General features: G+C 41.0%; 19 protein-coding genes, 1 pseudogene and 1 riboswitch. Of the genes and pseudogenes, 14 read left to right on the top strand and 6 right to left on the bottom strand.

The genetic code is table 11. The features are described 5' to 3' along the window. Positions 1-27: 27 nt before the first annotated feature. Positions 28-1,357 (bottom strand): annotated as a pseudogene (locus tag NST56_RS13735) (hemolysin family protein). A 143-nt stretch (positions 1,358-1,500) separates the two neighbouring features. Here NST56_RS13735 and NST56_RS13730 point away from each other — a divergent pair. The 10 genes from NST56_RS13730 (at position 1,501) to NST56_RS13685 (ending at position 7,389) form a co-directional block, all read left to right on the top strand. Next, positions 1,501-2,451, top strand: coding sequence for a magnesium transporter CorA family protein (locus NST56_RS13730; RefSeq protein WP_010334929.1), 951 nt, complete (start codon positions 1,501-1,503; stop codon positions 2,449-2,451). A gap of 223 nt (positions 2,452-2,674) precedes the next feature. Next, positions 2,675-2,845 (top strand): hypothetical protein, encoded by a 171-nt coding sequence (locus tag NST56_RS13725; RefSeq protein WP_339177165.1) that lies wholly within the window; start codon positions 2,675-2,677, stop codon positions 2,843-2,845. 352 nt (positions 2,846-3,197) lie between these two features. Further along, on the top strand, positions 3,198-4,268 hold the full coding sequence (comGA, locus tag NST56_RS13720; RefSeq protein WP_168748237.1) for a competence protein ComGA: 1,071 nt from the start codon (positions 3,198-3,200) through the stop codon (positions 4,266-4,268). Beyond that, on the top strand, positions 4,255-5,292 hold the full coding sequence (gene comGB / locus NST56_RS13715; RefSeq protein WP_326191101.1) for a competence type IV pilus assembly protein ComGB: 1,038 nt from the start codon (positions 4,255-4,257) through the stop codon (positions 5,290-5,292). The genes comGA and comGB overlap by 14 nt, the downstream gene beginning before the upstream one ends. 13 nt (positions 5,293-5,305) lie before the next feature. Then, the gene (comGC, locus tag NST56_RS13710; RefSeq protein WP_168748235.1) at positions 5,306-5,602 is read left to right on the top strand and encodes a competence type IV pilus major pilin ComGC; all 297 of its coding nucleotides are present in this window, start codon (positions 5,306-5,308) and stop codon (positions 5,600-5,602) included. Further along, positions 5,592-6,023 (top strand): competence type IV pilus minor pilin ComGD, encoded by a 432-nt coding sequence (gene comGD / locus NST56_RS13705; protein ID WP_168748234.1) that lies wholly within the window; start codon positions 5,592-5,594, stop codon positions 6,021-6,023. Before comGC ends, comGD begins: the two co-directional genes overlap by 11 nt. Further along, positions 6,007-6,354: a competence type IV pilus minor pilin ComGE gene (gene comGE / locus NST56_RS13700; protein WP_168748233.1), complete on the top strand. Its 348-nt coding sequence runs from the start codon at positions 6,007-6,009 to the stop codon at positions 6,352-6,354. The genes comGD and comGE overlap by 17 nt, the downstream gene beginning before the upstream one ends. Before the next feature lie 25 nt (positions 6,355-6,379). Beyond that, positions 6,380-6,763, top strand: coding sequence for a competence type IV pilus minor pilin ComGF (gene comGF / locus NST56_RS13695; RefSeq protein WP_339177156.1), 384 nt, complete (start codon positions 6,380-6,382; stop codon positions 6,761-6,763). Further along, positions 6,764-7,138 carry a competence type IV pilus minor pilin ComGG gene (comGG, locus tag NST56_RS13690; RefSeq protein ID WP_339177153.1) on the top strand — a complete coding sequence of 125 codons (375 nt, stop codon included), beginning with the start codon at positions 6,764-6,766 and terminating at the stop codon, positions 7,136-7,138. It begins immediately after the preceding gene. Positions 7,139-7,209: 71 nt separating this feature from the next. After that, complete coding sequence (locus NST56_RS13685) at positions 7,210-7,389, top strand: YqzE family protein (protein ID WP_003236949.1); 180 nt, start codon at positions 7,210-7,212, stop codon at positions 7,387-7,389. Positions 7,390-7,431: 42 nt separating this feature from the next. Here the strand turns inward: NST56_RS13685 and NST56_RS13680 are convergent, their stop codons facing one another. Then, the gene (locus tag NST56_RS13680; protein WP_168748230.1) at positions 7,432-7,755 is read right to left on the bottom strand and encodes a YqzG/YhdC family protein; all 324 of its coding nucleotides are present in this window, start codon (positions 7,753-7,755) and stop codon (positions 7,432-7,434) included. 276 nt (positions 7,756-8,031) lie between these two features. Here NST56_RS13680 and tapA point away from each other — a divergent pair, with 276 nt between their 5' ends. The 3 genes from tapA (at position 8,032) to tasA (ending at position 10,199) form a co-directional block, all read left to right on the top strand. After that, positions 8,032-8,793: an amyloid fiber anchoring/assembly protein TapA gene (gene tapA, locus NST56_RS13675; protein WP_339177150.1), complete on the top strand. Its 762-nt coding sequence runs from the start codon at positions 8,032-8,034 to the stop codon at positions 8,791-8,793. Next, positions 8,765-9,349: a signal peptidase I gene (locus tag NST56_RS13670; RefSeq protein ID WP_339177148.1), complete on the top strand. Its 585-nt coding sequence runs from the start codon at positions 8,765-8,767 to the stop codon at positions 9,347-9,349. Before tapA ends, NST56_RS13670 begins: the two co-directional genes overlap by 29 nt. 64 nt (positions 9,350-9,413) lie before the next feature. Then, a complete protein-coding gene (gene tasA / locus NST56_RS13665) occupies positions 9,414-10,199 on the top strand; it encodes a biofilm matrix protein TasA (protein ID WP_168748227.1) in 786 nt (261 codons plus the stop codon). An 87-nt stretch (positions 10,200-10,286) separates the two neighbouring features. Here the strand turns inward: tasA and sinR are convergent, their stop codons facing one another. The 4 genes from sinR to NST56_RS13645 all read right to left on the bottom strand — a co-directional run bounded on the left by sinR (position 10,287) and on the right by NST56_RS13645 (position 13,497). Next, on the bottom strand, positions 10,287-10,622 hold the full coding sequence (sinR, locus tag NST56_RS13660; protein WP_003226345.1) for a transcriptional regulator SinR: 336 nt from the start codon (positions 10,620-10,622) through the stop codon (positions 10,287-10,289). A gap of 33 nt (positions 10,623-10,655) precedes the next feature. Continuing rightward, a complete protein-coding gene (locus NST56_RS13655) occupies positions 10,656-10,829 on the bottom strand; it encodes an anti-repressor SinI family protein (protein WP_010334916.1) in 174 nt (57 codons plus the stop codon). Between the two features lie 179 nt (positions 10,830-11,008). Then, on the bottom strand, positions 11,009-11,803 hold the full coding sequence (locus NST56_RS13650) for a YqhG family protein (RefSeq protein ID WP_339177142.1): 795 nt from the start codon (positions 11,801-11,803) through the stop codon (positions 11,009-11,011). A gap of 20 nt (positions 11,804-11,823) precedes the next feature. Then, positions 11,824-13,497 carry an SNF2-related protein gene (locus tag NST56_RS13645; RefSeq protein WP_168748225.1) on the bottom strand — a complete coding sequence of 558 codons (1,674 nt, stop codon included), beginning with the start codon at positions 13,495-13,497 and terminating at the stop codon, positions 11,824-11,826. 168 nt (positions 13,498-13,665) lie between these two features. Further along, positions 13,666-13,767, top strand: a riboswitch (glycine riboswitch). Positions 13,768-13,940: 173 nt separating this feature from the next. On the opposite strand from NST56_RS13645, the gene gcvT reads away from it, so the two are divergent. Further along, positions 13,941-15,029, top strand: a complete 1,089-nt coding sequence (gene gcvT, locus NST56_RS13640) for a glycine cleavage system aminomethyltransferase GcvT (protein ID WP_339177138.1) — start codon at positions 13,941-13,943, stop codon at positions 15,027-15,029.

Below are 15,029 nucleotides of genomic sequence, written 5' to 3'. Positions count from 1 at the left end.
GCAACAGCTGAACAGCCTGTGCTAGGGCTATTCAGCTTTTTTTACTTCGATAAACAAAATATGGTGACTGTCAATTTCTTTAACCTTGAATGAGTAGCCATCATATTCAATGACACTTTCGGGCTCGGAGTCTATGTTCTGTGTGAGAAACCAGCCTCCGAGCGTATCAACTTCAGCATCTGATAAATCAGTTCCAAGCAGGTTATTTACGTCACTGATTAATAATTTCGCATTTAATAAATAATGATCTTTTCCCAGTTCACGAACATGAGGCACTTCATCTGAATCGAATTCATCACGTATTTCTCCTACAATTTCTTCGATAATATCCTCGACGGTGATCAAACCTGAAGTTCCGCCATATTCATCAATGAGAATCGCCATATGGGTGCGTTCCTTTTGCATTTTGATGAGTAATTTGTAAATCGGAATGGTCTCAATGACATGAATGACAGGCTGTATGAAGGGTTCAATTTTGTGCTTCTGAAAAGAAAAGTCTTTCGTCAGCAATGAAAACAGCACTTCTTTCATATTGATCACACCGATGACGTTATCTTTATCTTCCTTAACAATCGGGTACCGGGTATATTTGGTCTGCTTAACCGTTTCCCGCATGCTTGGGATTGAGTCATCCTCAATAGACAAACTGACCATTTCGTTTCGCGGCACCATAATTTCCTTTGCCATTCGTTTATCAAATGTAAATATATTATTCATATATTTTAATTCGCTTTTTCTGATTTCTCCGCTTTTATAGCTTTCGGTCAACAGTACTCTAAGCTCTTCCTCCGTATAAGCCAGTTCATGCTCTGATGCCGGCTTCAGCCCAAAAAGCCCCGTGATTAATCGGGCAGACTGGTTAAGGAGCCAAATGAACGGAAACATGATTTTATAAAACCAGATTAATGGTTTCGCGAGCATCAGCGTAATGCTTTCTGCTTTTTGAATCGCGAAGCTCTTCGGTGCCAGCTCCCCAATGACGACATTTAAATACGTTACCACTAAAAAGGCGATAATAAGAGAAAGAAGATGGGTAAGCGACTCGTTTAAGCCTGCTTTATGAAAGAGCGGACGAAGCAGAGTCTGTACGGTCGGTTCACCCAGCCAGCCGAGTCCTAAAGCTGCGACAGTGATGCCCAGCTGGCAGGCTGATAAATATTCGTCAAGATGAGTGACCACATGTTTTGCCGCTTTAGCCCCTTTTCTTCCTTTTGCGACAAGCTGATCAATTCTGGATCGTCTTACTTTTACGATCGAGAATTCTACGGCGACAAAAAATCCCGTCAACAAAATTAAAAACGCGACTGCTAATAAATTGATAAATTCCAAAATAAACTGCCTTCTCCAAGGAAGGCATGCACCTCCCTTTCCGATGTCTTTCTACATTCCATACCACCGGGAATAGCTCACAAAACATGTGATAAAGTGCCTAAATGGTTTAGGAATGCTTTTCATTGGGCAATTAAAGAACAAAAGAATAAAAGTCTGGAGGATCGTAACATGAAGGTACATACAGGTGAAGATTGGTTTTGGTACCAAATGGGGCCTCAGGAAAGAGATAAGGCAAGAGATCTGATCCATTTTTCTCATTGGCCGCAATGTGAAAAATGGTTTGAAAATAATCATCATATTAACTTTTTGCGCGTGGATACAACAGAAGCGGAGAATGAAGCGGTATTCGGCTCGATCGTATATGATCAAGGGCTGAACGAAGAAAAGGATCACACCGTATTTCACTTTTATATCACACGGCAATATTTTTTCACCATCAATTTTGATTTTTCTATATTAGAAGGGATTAAGGGGAAACAAGTTGTCCAGCAAATGAAAAGAGCGAACAATGCCATAGAGGGGTTCTTAATACTTCTAGGGGAATTAATGAATGCTTATTTAATCGGTGTCGACAAATTTGAAGTGAGATTGAGAGAGCTTAGGTGGCAAATCAAGGATGATAACAGCAAAAGTATTTTAAACCGCGTTCATTTACTGCGCCATGAGCTGATGATTTGGAAAAACTTGATCTTAAGCGCCAAAAAACTTGAGATGGCGTTAAAAGAAACCTTCTTGCCTCAAAATGAAGGGAAAAAGGATTATCAGCGCACGCATCTGAAAATTGACAGAGGTTTCACATACATCAGTGAATTTGAGGGGGAGCTTAACAACCTTTTACATTCAGAAGAGGTCATTACTTCTCATAGGGGAAATGAAATCGTAAAAGCCCTTACTATTTTCACGACGCTTTTTACGCCGATTACAGCACTTGGCGCCCTTTGGGGAATGAACTTTTCGGTGATGCCGGAGCTGAATTGGAAATACGGATATCTTTTTTCACTATTTTTAATTTTCAGTTCAACAATTCTGATTTACCTGTATCTGAAGAAAAAAGGCTGGACGGGAGATATGCTGCAAGAAAGGAAGAGAAAAAATTCACGAAAAAGGCACAGGCAGTAGGTATTTCATTTTTTGTGCATGGTGAATAAATAGCACTCGGTAAAGGAGCTTTGACTGCTGAACTGACCGCAGCAGTCACTGACCTAGCCAAAAAGATGAATGACTCCAATGTCGGTCTTATTCCAATAGTGGAATCTGCAGACTTCAAGGCTCGTTTCTAATCGGGACATTGTCACCAAAACATTAGCTGAAGATCAAATAGAAGCGCCAAGCTAGTGACATCATGAGCACAGAAGTCGTTGCCGGTCATCTGGATAGGTCTGACGATGGAGCGAGTCAGCTTATGGCAGAGCATCAAATCCCCCGTTTACCGATTCTTGAAAATGAACGTTTAACGGGTATTGTTGCGTTAGGCGACCCTTCCGTTAAGAAAGACACAGACCAGAAAGCCTAAGCATTAAGTGACATTTTTAAATCAGCATAACAAACAGTCGGGAAGAGGTAGCTGCCTCTTCCTTTTTATTTTGTATACGATAAACTGATCCGCCGTTTTTAGTAAGCGTCAAACTCCGATTTTATCATTTCCTCTTTAGATGCCAGAGCCGGACTGCGTACACCTGTCCATTAATCTCTTTTCATATCCTTATTAAAATCGAAAATCATGTGTTACATAAAGCTGAATTTCTATTTTGATAGGGATAAATGATTTTTTTAGGTTGTAAATAGATCAGAAAATCACATTTTCTTTGTTTGATTACTATGTCTTCTTTTTTCTACAATACGCTTTGAAAGGAGAGGGAATCAAATTGGATTCGATAGAAAACATAAGTAGAACCTTAATAGAAGAGGCATATAAGACGAAGGCCTCTGACATTCACATTGTGCCAAGGGAACGGGACGCGATCATCCATTTTCGGGTTGACAATGCATTGCTGAAAAAGCGAAACATGAAAAAAGAAGAGTGTGTAAGGCTCATTTCTCATTTTAAGTTTCTCTCAGCTATGGACATTGGGGAGAGAAGAAAGCCGCAAAGTGGATCGCTTACTCTAAAATTAAAAGAGGGTGACGTTCACTTAAGGATGTCAACGCTCCCGACAATTAACGAAGAAAGCCTCGTCATCAGAGTGATGCCTCAGTATAATATCCCTTCGATTGACAAACTGTCTTTATTCCCACAGACAGGAGCCACCTTGCTTTCATTTTTAAAACACTCCCACGGCATGCTGATTTTTACCGGACCAACAGGCTCTGGGAAAACAACAACGTTATATTCTCTGATCCAATATGCAAAAAAACATTTTAATCGAAACATTGTCACACTTGAAGATCCAGTGGAAACGAGGGATGAAGATGTTCTTCAGGTGCAGGTGAATGAAAAAGCCGGGGTCACATATTCCACAGGGCTGAAGGCTATTTTGCGCCATGACCCCGATATGATCATTTTAGGTGAGATTAGAGATGCTGAAACAGCCCAAATCGCGGTGCGGGCAGCGATGACTGGTCATTTAGTGCTGACGAGCCTTCATACGAGAGATGCCAAGGGCGCGATTTACAGGCTGCTTGAATTTGGCATTAATATGAATGAAATCGAGCAAACGGTTATTGCGATAGCGGCTCAGCGTTTAGTTGATTTGGCTTGCCCGTATTGTGAAAACGGATGTTCTTCAGTGTATTGCCGACTGTCACGAAACATAAGGAGAGCAAGCGTATACGAGCTGCTATACGGGAAAAACCTTCAGCAGTGTATTCAGGAAGCGAAAGGGGACAATGCAAATTACCAATATCAAACGTTGCGTCAAATTATAAGAAAAGGGATTGCGCTCGGCTATTTAACGACAAATAACTATGACCGGTGGGTTTATCATGAAACAGATTAGAAAAGTTTGGCCGTTAAAGGATCAAGCCTATTTACTGAAAAGGCTGGGGGAAATGACAGCGGGCGGATACAGTCTTTTAGACGGGTTGCGCCTAATGCAGCTGCAAATGAATAAAAGGCAGCTGGCGGACTTGGCTGCCGCAATAAGACGATTGAGAGAAGGGGAATCATTTTACTCTGTATTAAAGAGCTTGTCATTTCATAAAGAAGCCATTGGTATTTGTTATTTTGCTGAAACACATGGAGAATTGCCGGCTTCCATGATTCAGAGCGGAGAGCTGCTGGAACGAAAAACAGCGCAGGCAGAGCATATTAAAAGGGTGCTGAGATATCCTCTTTTTCTCATCTTTACCGTTGGTGTCATGCTCTATATGCTGCAAAACATCATCATCCCTCAGTTTTCCGGTATTTATCAATCGATGAATGTAGAAACTTCACGCACAACAGGCATCATTTTTGCGTTTTTTCAGCACCTTGATGCCGTCTTCATATTAATGGCCATTTTGGCCGCAGGGATAGGTCTTTATTATTGGTTTGTGTTTAAGAAAAAATCCCCTGACCGCCAAATGCACATTTGCGTAAGTATTCCTCTGTTTGGAAAGCTGGTCAGGCTGTTTAACAGCTACTTTTTTTCTTTACAGCTGAGCAGTCTTCTGGCATCAGGACTTTCTATTTATGACAGTTTGAAAGCATTTAGACATCAAACGTTTCTTCCTTTCTACCGCCACGAAGCTGAACAAATGATTGAACAGTTAAAAGCCGGTGAAACCATTGAAACTGCTTTAGACAAACACCCTTTTTACGAAAGTGATTTTTCAAAAGTAATATCTCATGGCCAGCTAAGCGGCCGTTTGGACCGGGAACTCTTCACGTACAGTCAGTTTATATTGCAGCGGCTTGAGGACAAGTCACAAAAATGGACAGGCATTCTTCAGCCCATTATTTATGGATTTGTGGCAGCGATGATTTTAATTGTGTATTTATCGATGCTCCTGCCTATGTATCAGATGATGAATCAAATGTGAAAGGAAGAGGCTGATGAATGAGAAAGGGTTTACACTTGTGGAGATGCTAATCGTGCTCTTTATTATTTCTATTTTGCTATTGATCACCATACCGAATGTAACAAAACATAATCAAACCATTCAGAAAAAAGGCTGTGAAGGCCTGCAAAACATGATGAAGGCGCAGGTAACAGCATATGAACTCGATCATGACGGGAAGACACCAAGCCTCGGCGATTTACAGGCAGAAGGCTATGTAAAAAAGGATGCGGTTTGTCCAAATGGAAAGCAAATTATCATTACCGGCGGGGAGGTTAAGGTTGAACATTAAATTAAAAGGAGAAGCTGGCTTCACCCTTTTAGAAAGCCTGCTTGTTTTAAGTCTCGCCTCTATTATGCTGATTGCGGTGTTTACCACGCTTCCTCCTGTTTATGAAAATACAGCTTTACGGCAGACAGTATCACAGTTGAAAAACGATATTTTACTTGCGCAGCAGACTGCAATTTCCAATCATCAAAGAACAAAAATTCTTTTTCAAGAGAAAAAATATCAAGTAATCATAGGTGACACTGTTATAGACCGTATTTATGATAATGGTCTTTTAGCAGAATCACTGACTTTAAAAGACCGATTGGAATTTAATGAGAAAGGGCACCCGAATATAGGCGGAAAAATACGTATAAAAGGGCATGCCGCCTATGACATAACAGTTTATTTAGGGAGCGGAAGAGTCAATGTGGAGAGAAAATAAAGGCTTTTCTACAATTGAAACAATGTCTGCCCTTAGCATATGGCTGTTTATGCTTCTGACAATTGTGCCGATGTGGGATAAGCTGATAGCTGATGAACATATAGCGGACTCCAGAGAAATTGGTTATCAGCTTGTTAATGAAAGCATAGGCCAATATATGCTGACAGGGGCAGGAAATTCATCAAAGACTGTTTCAATGAACAATAACAAATACTCGATGACATGGGAGGAGGAGGGAGAATATCAAAACGTATGTATCTCATCAGACGCCTATAAAGACAAGCCATTTTGCCTCAGCATTTTGCGGACAGACTGGCTATACGCTTCTTAATGTACTATTTTCGCTTTCTGCTTATTTGCTCATATCAGGATCGTTAGCGATGTTCTTTCATCTATTTTTGGCACGTCAACAGGAGAATGAGGGCTTCATGCAGCGAGAATGGATCATTTCGGTAGAGCAGATCATGAATGAGTGCAAGCAGTCGCAGACTGTGCAGACAGCTGAGCATGGCAGCGTCTTAATCTGCAGAAATCTGTCTGGGCAAGAGGTCCGTTTTGAAATCTACCATTCAATGATCAGGAAAAGAGTAGACGGGAAAGGGCATGTTCCGATTCTTGGCCATATTAAAACAATGAAAGCAGAGGTTAGAAAAGGGATGCTTTGGCTGAAAGTCAAGAGTGAGAATGATAAAGAGTATCTAACCGCTGTTCCGGTATATACGTCATTAGGTGGTGGGTGAATGCACTGCTCAAAAGGTTTTATCTATCCAGCCGTTCTTTTTACATTTGCCCTTGTGCTGCTGGTTGTGAATTTCACCGCCTCTCAATTTGTTTCCCGCCATATGTTTGAGAAGGAAACAAAAGAGTATTATACAGGAGAAAATCTGCTGCAAAATGGTGCGCTTCTATCCATCAGGCATATTCTTGAGCACAGACAAGGCCAAAAGGGTTCACAGCAGCTTCCATATGGACAGGTTTCTTATGACATTCACGAAACAACCATAAAAGAACAGCAAGAAATCACCCTCAAAGCCATCACAGAGTCGGGAACAGAAAAAAGCGCCAAGCTGCTGTTCGATCAAAATCAGAAAAAACTGCTGAGCTGGACAGAATAAACCAGGGGGATGTGTATAAAAAAAGTCGTGTGAGCCAACACTTCATAATAACTGAATGATGAGGTGATCACGTGAAAACGAATGATTATGTCAAATATATGACTCAGCAATTTGTAAAATATATAGACACTCCGAAAGATGAGCGAAAAGAACGAAAAGAGGTTCGAAAAGAAACAAAAACGCCGGCTTCTCAGCATTGGTTTGGAATTTTACCTTATGGTTTTAGGCTATGGCTGAAAAGAAAAAAATAAATTGCACCAATATAACGAACAAGGTCCTTCACATGGAGGACCTTATTGATATTCTTCTAAAATTGCAATTTTATTCACCTTTTGACTATAAGGATCGAATGAAATTGTGACAAACACGCCGAATTCCTTTGAGCCTTCTCTCAGGGTTAAATGATATTGCTTCACAGCTTCGTCTTTCCTTTTGCGGTCCCAAACTTTTTGTTTAACCAGTACCTGTGCGAGCGGGTACCTTTTTTTTGCTTCTTTTACAGCAAGCTCTTCCCATTTTGACATGTGGCGGGCGGTTACAAGCGGCCCTTCTTCTGCTTGAGCGGCAGCGGTGCTGAAACCTAGAAGAGACAGACAAATTACACATTGTTTGATCATAAGCCGTCACCCTTTCTTTGTTGTTTATTATTGCCAAATGTTAACCTGATATGCGTTTAATTTCTCACATAACAATCCTAAAAAATTCAAAAAACTTAAAAATGTGAGCAATATTGAGTAAGGCTATGCAATATGATGAAAACATTCTCTTAAACGAACGAAATGGCGGATTTTGGTGTTTTTCAATCCATCAATCGTTGATTATACTCAATTTGTGCAGTTCTTAAAAGAGAACGACTGTCACATCTAGTTACAGTGTTTTACAGGAGGTAAGGTATGTTTCGATTGTTCCGCAATCAGCATAAGGCTAAGACGAAACTGAGATTGCTGCTTGTTTTTCAGCTTTCAGCGATATTCAGTCTGACAGCCGCGATATGCTTACAATTTTCCGGAGATACAAGCGCTGCTTTTCATGATATTGAAAACTTGGATGTCTCGCTTCAAACGTGTGAGAACTTTCAACATACAGATAAAAACTGTCATTATGATAAACGGTGGGACCAAAGTGATTTACACGTGGTGAATCAAACAGATACAAAAGGTACTGTCTGTTCACCTGTCAGTCTATTTGCCGAGCTGGAAAACAGAGGCGAGAAACTTAAGAAATCGAAATGGAAGTGGGAGCTTCATAAACTGGCAAACACCAGCAAACCGCTAAAAGACGGGAACGTAATAGATAAAGGATACGTTTCCAACCAAATAGGCGAATCACTTTACAACATTGAAACAAAGAAAAAAGTGAAACCCGGCATTTATGCGTTTAAAGTATATAAACCGGCCGGCTATCCGGCGGACGGCAGCAGGTCTGAGTGGTCGGAACCAATGACAATTGGGAAGTGTGACGAAAAACCGACGGCACCGAAAAAAGAAGGTCAGCAGGCTGCGAAAACTAAGCACAATCAAGCAGAAAGTGACAGAAAAGAAGAAGCAGATAAAGAAAAAACAGCTGACAAAGACGTAACTGAAGACAAAGAAAATCAACAAGTTCAGAAGGAAAGCGGGGAAGAGGATGAAAAAAGCATTAAAGCTGATCAGTAATATCCTTTACGTTATCATCTTTACTCTGATTATTGTGCTAACGCTTGTTGTGATATCAACACGTTCATCCGGGGGAGAGCCGGCAGTATTCGGATACACGCTGAAATCAGTACTGTCTGGCTCAATGGACCCTGAATTTAAAACGGGCTCATTAATTCTCGTGAAAGAAATCACAGATGTGAAAAAGCTCCAAAAGGGAGACGTAATCACATTTATGCAGGATGCAGACACTGCGGTAACCCATAGAATTATTGATATTACAAAGCAAGGCAATCATTTGTTATTCCAAACAAAAGGAGATAATAATGCTGCAGCTGATTCTGCGCCTGTGTCGGATGAGAATGTCCGCGCGCAATATACAGGTTTTCAGCTTCCTTATGCCGGCTACATGCTTCATTTTGCCAGTCAGCCGATCGGCACTGCTATTTTACTGATTGTTCCAGGCGTTATGCTGCTGATCTACTCCTTTGTGACAATCAGCAGTGCAATCAGAGAGATTGAAAGAAAGACGAAAGCCTTGGAAACAGAGACAAAGGACAATACGATGTCCACTTAACATCAGTTGTAAACCTGGCAACAGGTTTCGATAATATAATCATTCAATAAAAGGGGAGTTTGCCATGGGTATGAAAAAGAAATTAAGTTTAGGAGTTGCATCAGCAGCACTAGGATTAGCATTAGTAGGAGGAGGAACATGGGCAGCATTTAACGATATTAAATCAACAGATGCTACTTTTGCATCTGGTACGCTTGACTTAGCAGCTAAAGAAAATTCAGCAAGTGTCAACTTATCAAATCTAAAGCCGGGAGACAAATTGACGAAAGATTTCCAATTTGAAAATAACGGCTCACTTGCGATCAAAGAGGTATTAATGGCCCTGAATTATGGGGAATTTAAAGCAAACGGCGGAAGTAATACATCTCCAGAAGATTTTCTCAGCCAGTTTGAGGTTACATTATTGACAGTCGGCAAAGAGGGAGGCAACGGCTATCCGAAAAACATCATTTTGGATGATGCCAACCTCAAAGACTTATATTTAATGTCCTCTAAGAATGATGCTACGGCGACTGAAAAAATTAAAAAACAAATTGATCCTAAATTCTTAAACGCAAGCGGAAAAGTCAATATAGCGACAATTGACGGTAAAACCGCTCCTGAATATGATGGTGTTCCAAAAACACCAACCGATTTTGACCAGGTTAAAATGGAAATTCAATTTAAAGACGATAAAACAAAAGATGAAAAGGGACAAATGGTTCAAAATAAATATCAAGGCAACTCTTTACAGCTTCAATTCTCATTCGAAGCTACACAGTGGAATGGCTTGACAATCAAAAAGGAACATACTGATAAAGACGGTTACATTAAAGAAAATGAAAAAGCGCATAGCGAGGATAAACATTAATAGAAAAAAGAGGTGGCTCAGTACATGCGTACTGAGCCATTCCTTATGTTCATTGACAAAAGAGGAGTAAGTGCCTCTGCTCAGACACTACTCCTCTTTTTGAGATTTTCTCCATTTTTGATAATCTAAAAATTCACGAAATTGTTTTTTCGATACCCCAGATGTCATTGCATCGCGAACCAATTTCTCCCATTCACTATCTAATTGACCATCGTATTCGGTTTCATGTTTTTCATCGAGCAAAGTATGAACCGAGACGTCCAGAACAGCGGAGACTTTTTCGAGAAATTGAATGGAGGGGTTCGTTTGTAGATTTCGTTCTATTGAGCTTAAATAAGACTTCGCTACCCCAGCTTTTTCTGCTAGTTCTGATAGTGAGTAGCCTTTTTCTTTACGGTATTGTTTAATACGCTGGCCAATCAATGTCATCACCTTCCTTGTGATATTATAGCACATTCAGAAAGGATTTACGGTATGACTTCTGGCTGCCGGACCAGGATAAGCAGACTTTTTGTTTAAAAGTAAATATTTGCGTATTTCCTCAGGGCTGATATTTGCTTCTCTGGCTTCCATCATTAATTCAACCCATTCTTGATCCAATTCGAAGTGCTCTTGTTTTGCATTTTTCATGCAGTTTCTCCTCCTAAAATACTTGTTTATGTATTTCAGCCAGTCCGGCCATGATGTACGCCTTCTGTGATCTCTGGAAGTCATTTGCCAATTGTATAGCCAGAATTTTTTTCCAATATACCTTTATTATAATAGCATTTTCCCAAAAAAAACGAGAACGATGTCGAATATGAAAAAAGTTAGCTCGAAATATTATTTTGCAGAAAAAATAATCCGCCATTCTCGATCTGAACTGATATCTTTGGTTGATACAAGGCTTTTAACGCCTGTTTTTCAAGGTAGTACTCTTCTGGTTTTTCTTCTGTATGCTCATAAAACTGATCAAGCAATTTCATATCGTTTTGCCACCTGTTTACCGCCTGCTCTGCCCAGTCTGACGGTTCTTGCATAGCGGCCTGGGTAATATAGCTCTCCATCCGCTTAAGACCGCTTTCAGGTTTAATCATAGGCGATATGGTGAAACAATAGTCACATATTTGTGATGTCAATGAAAGCTGTATGAGCTTGCTTTGAAAATCTTCAATCATGGTTCCAGAGACAAGGTGAAGACCTAGTGACAATAGCTTATCCTTTTTCATGTCGGACTGGTATGAAATCATGACATTTATACCAAGCCAAGGCTGAAGCGGAATTTTCGCTCCGGCTGATTCAATTTTCTCATACATTCTGGTAAATCTCCCATTTTGTTTAACAGCTTTAAATATTTGAAATAGACGTGGCGCCCCGAAATAAATAAATTCGCCATCTAGGTCTTTTGGAGCAGACTCTTTATCTGTAATGAACGTTATTTTCATCGGATTCGGGTCGCCTCCGGTCTTCTCGCGCCAGTGCCAGTAAAAAGGCCGATTCATGATCTGTTTGTCCATTTCAACGGTAAGCTGCACCGTCATGTAACCGGGGCCTTGGTCGATGATCGGACAGCTGTTTGCCTGGAAAAAACGAAGCAGAAATTGATGAACCTCTTGCTGTCTCACTTGTAAAACCTCCTTTTCGGCTAAGATCCTCTTTTTTCAGCGGGCTGCTGTTTTTTATATGACAAAAATGAGGTTAAGTTGTCCATTTTAATTTTCATTTCTTCTTCGGTTGCCGAATGGTACAAAATATCATGCAGGTGCTCTTCAAAATTGTTGACTTGAATTTTTGTTAAAATGTCATCAAGCTCGCCGACCACTTTTTCAAATAAATGAATTTTTTCATATAAAAGCTTTAAAATATGCTCTTCCACTGTATGTTTGGTAGCCATGTTATAAATATGAACATCACGCTCCTGCCCGAGCCTGTGGATTCTTCCGATTCTTTGTTCAAGCCGCATCGGATTCCATGGCAGATCATAGTTAATCATGTGATTGCAAAACTGCAGGTTGATCCCTTCGCCGCCTGCTTCAGTTGCAATCAGCACTTGAATCTTCCCGCGGAAAAGATCCTTCATCCAGTCTTTTTTTCCGCGTTTAAATCCGCCTCTGAACGGCACAGAGCTGATGCCGTGTTGCTGAAGAAACCACTGCAGATAAATTTGAGTGGCACGGTATTCTGTAAAAATAATGACTTTATCGTCTATCTTTTTAATCAGATCAACGACTTGATTGGCTTTCGAATTTTGCGTCACTTGATTGATGCGGTCCATTAATATAGAAATGGTGTGTTCATCAATGGCTGGTGCCTGTTTTTCTTTTTGGTCGAGCATTTTTTTCAGTGTCATGTACACAGCTTCCCTGCTTGAACAGCATTCTCTTTGGAGTGTCATAATGGAGAACATGCTGGCCGGTTTGTGAATGCTTTCTTTCAGACGGGAAATTTCATCGTAAAGCGCCTGCTCTGATGGAGAAAATTCAATCGGCACTGTTTCGACGCGGCGCTGCTTCCAATTCAGCCCGGTGTCATGTCGCCTGTTGCGAATCATGACTTTATTCACTAGGTCTTTTAAATGATCATGCGCTTCTAAGCTGGATTTCTTTTTAGAAAACATTTCTTGAAAGTGATTCTGATTGCCTAAATGACCAGGCTTTAATAAGGAAACCAAATTGAAAATTTCTTCAACACGGTTTTGGATTGGCGTCGCGGTCAGCAGGAGGCAGTATTTTTTTACAAGATTCCGGACAAATTCATAGTTCTTGGTTTTACTATTTTTCAGCTTGTGGGCCTCATCAATAATGACGAGATCATAAGGGATTGACAGCACAATTTCCCGGTGGGGCGAGCGCTTTGCAGTATCGATGGAGGACACGACGATATCGCACTGCTCCCACACATAGCTTTTCTTTTGCTCAACAGCCGGGATTAAAAATTTTTCCTGAAGCTCATTTACCCACTGCGAAACAAGAGAAGCTGGCACAAGGATCAGAATTTTTTTGGCTAACCCGCGAATCATATATTCTTTTAGAATCAGTCCAGCCTCAACAGTTTTGCCGAGCCCCACTTCATCTGCTAAAATTGCTTTTCCGTTCATTTTTTCAACGACCTTCTGCGCAACCTCAAGCTGATGGGGAAGCGGCGTAAAGGAAGGGAGATATAATGGGGCCCGCAAGCCTTCAAATTCAGGAATTGCCAATGTTTCCTGAATTTCTGATGAAAGCTTGTATAGCTCCCAGTTTGACCACGGACCGTCGTTATTCAGTCTATCGGCAAATTCTTCAGGCCATTTTGTATCATATGTTATTTCTGCATTCATTGCTGTGAAACCGCCTTTCATATTCTTCAATTTTTAAAATGTACAATATAAGAAAAATCCGCCCAAATTGCTGTTGCCCCGCATATAGTGATGATGGTAGGATATGAGTATGTATTTGATGTAAGATATTGCTATAGTATGTCCATAACAGCATGAAAATATGAGCGAATGACAGCAAGGGGAGAGACCTGACCGAGAAAATCGGGATACAGGCGCCGAAGGAGCAAGCTGCGGAGTGAATCTCTCAGGCAAAAGAACTCTTGCTCGACGCAACTCTGGAGAGTGTTTGTGTGAAATGCGCAAGCCACCAAAGGGGACGTCTTTGCTATTGCAAAGTAAACTTTCAGGTGCCAGGACAGAGAACCTTCATTTAATATGAGGTGTTTCTCTGTCCTTTTTTGTATGTGCTTTTAGCTGCGCCGTTGAAAAAGGGGAGGAATTTGATGCTGAAAAGAACGCCGTTATTTGAATTGTATAAGGAATATGGAGGGAAGACGATTGATTTTGGAGGCTGGGAGCTTCCCGTTCAATTTTCTTCTATCAAAAAAGAACACGAGGCTGTCCGAACAGCAGCCGGGCTGTTTGATGTTTCTCATATGGGTGAAGTCGAAATCAAGGGGAATGACAGTCTGTCTTTTTTACAAAAGCTGATGACAAATGATGTATCCGCGTTAAAAACCGGCCGTGCGCAATATACCGCGATGTGCTACCCGGATGGCGGCACCGTTGATGATTTACTCATCTATCAAAAATCTGAAAACCGCTATTTGCTTGTCATAAATGCTTCTAATATAGATAAAGATCTTGCTTGGCTCAAAGAACACGCAGCAGGAGATGTCCAGATTGACAATTTGTCAGATCAGATCGCGCTTCTGGCCGTGCAGGGTCCGAAAGCAGAAACAATCTTGAAACATATGACAGCTGCAGATGTGTCTGCTTTAAAACCATTTGCATTTATTGATGAAACTGATATCAGCGGTTGCAAAGCACTCATTTCACGCACCGGCTATACGGGTGAAGACGGGTTTGAAATTTACTGCCGCGCTGATGACGCCGTCCGAATTTGGAAACAAATCATTGAAGCAGGTGAAGAACACGGGCTTGTGCCATGCGGTCTAGGCGCACGTGATACACTCAGATTTGAAGCGAAGCTCCCGCTCTATGGCCAGGAGCTGACTCGGGACATCACGCCGGTTGAAGCAGGTATAGGCTTTGCCGTAAAACACAAAAAAGAGTCTGATTTTTTTGGTAAGTCTGTATTGAGTGAACAGAAAGAAAATGGAGCGGAACGAAAGCTCGTGGGTCTTGAAATGATTGAAAAAGGAATACCGAGACACGGATATGAAGTGTTTCAAAGCGGCAAGTCCGTCGGAAAGGTAACCACAGGCACCCAGTCACCGACATTGGGGAAAAACGTCGGCCTTGCCTTGGTGGATGCTGAAGCGAGTGAGATCGGAACTGTTGTAGAAGTGGAGATTCGCAAAAAATTAGTAAAAGCAAAGGTAGTTAAAACACCTTTTTATAAACGCTAA

Source organism: Bacillus sp. FSL R5-0560 (genome assembly GCF_037966305.1).
In the GTDB taxonomy this organism is placed as follows: Bacteria; Bacillota; Bacilli; order Bacillales; family Bacillaceae; genus Bacillus; species Bacillus mojavensis.
The sequence above is the reverse complement of the archived record's forward strand: the minus strand, read 5'-3'. Positions and strand labels throughout refer to the sequence as shown.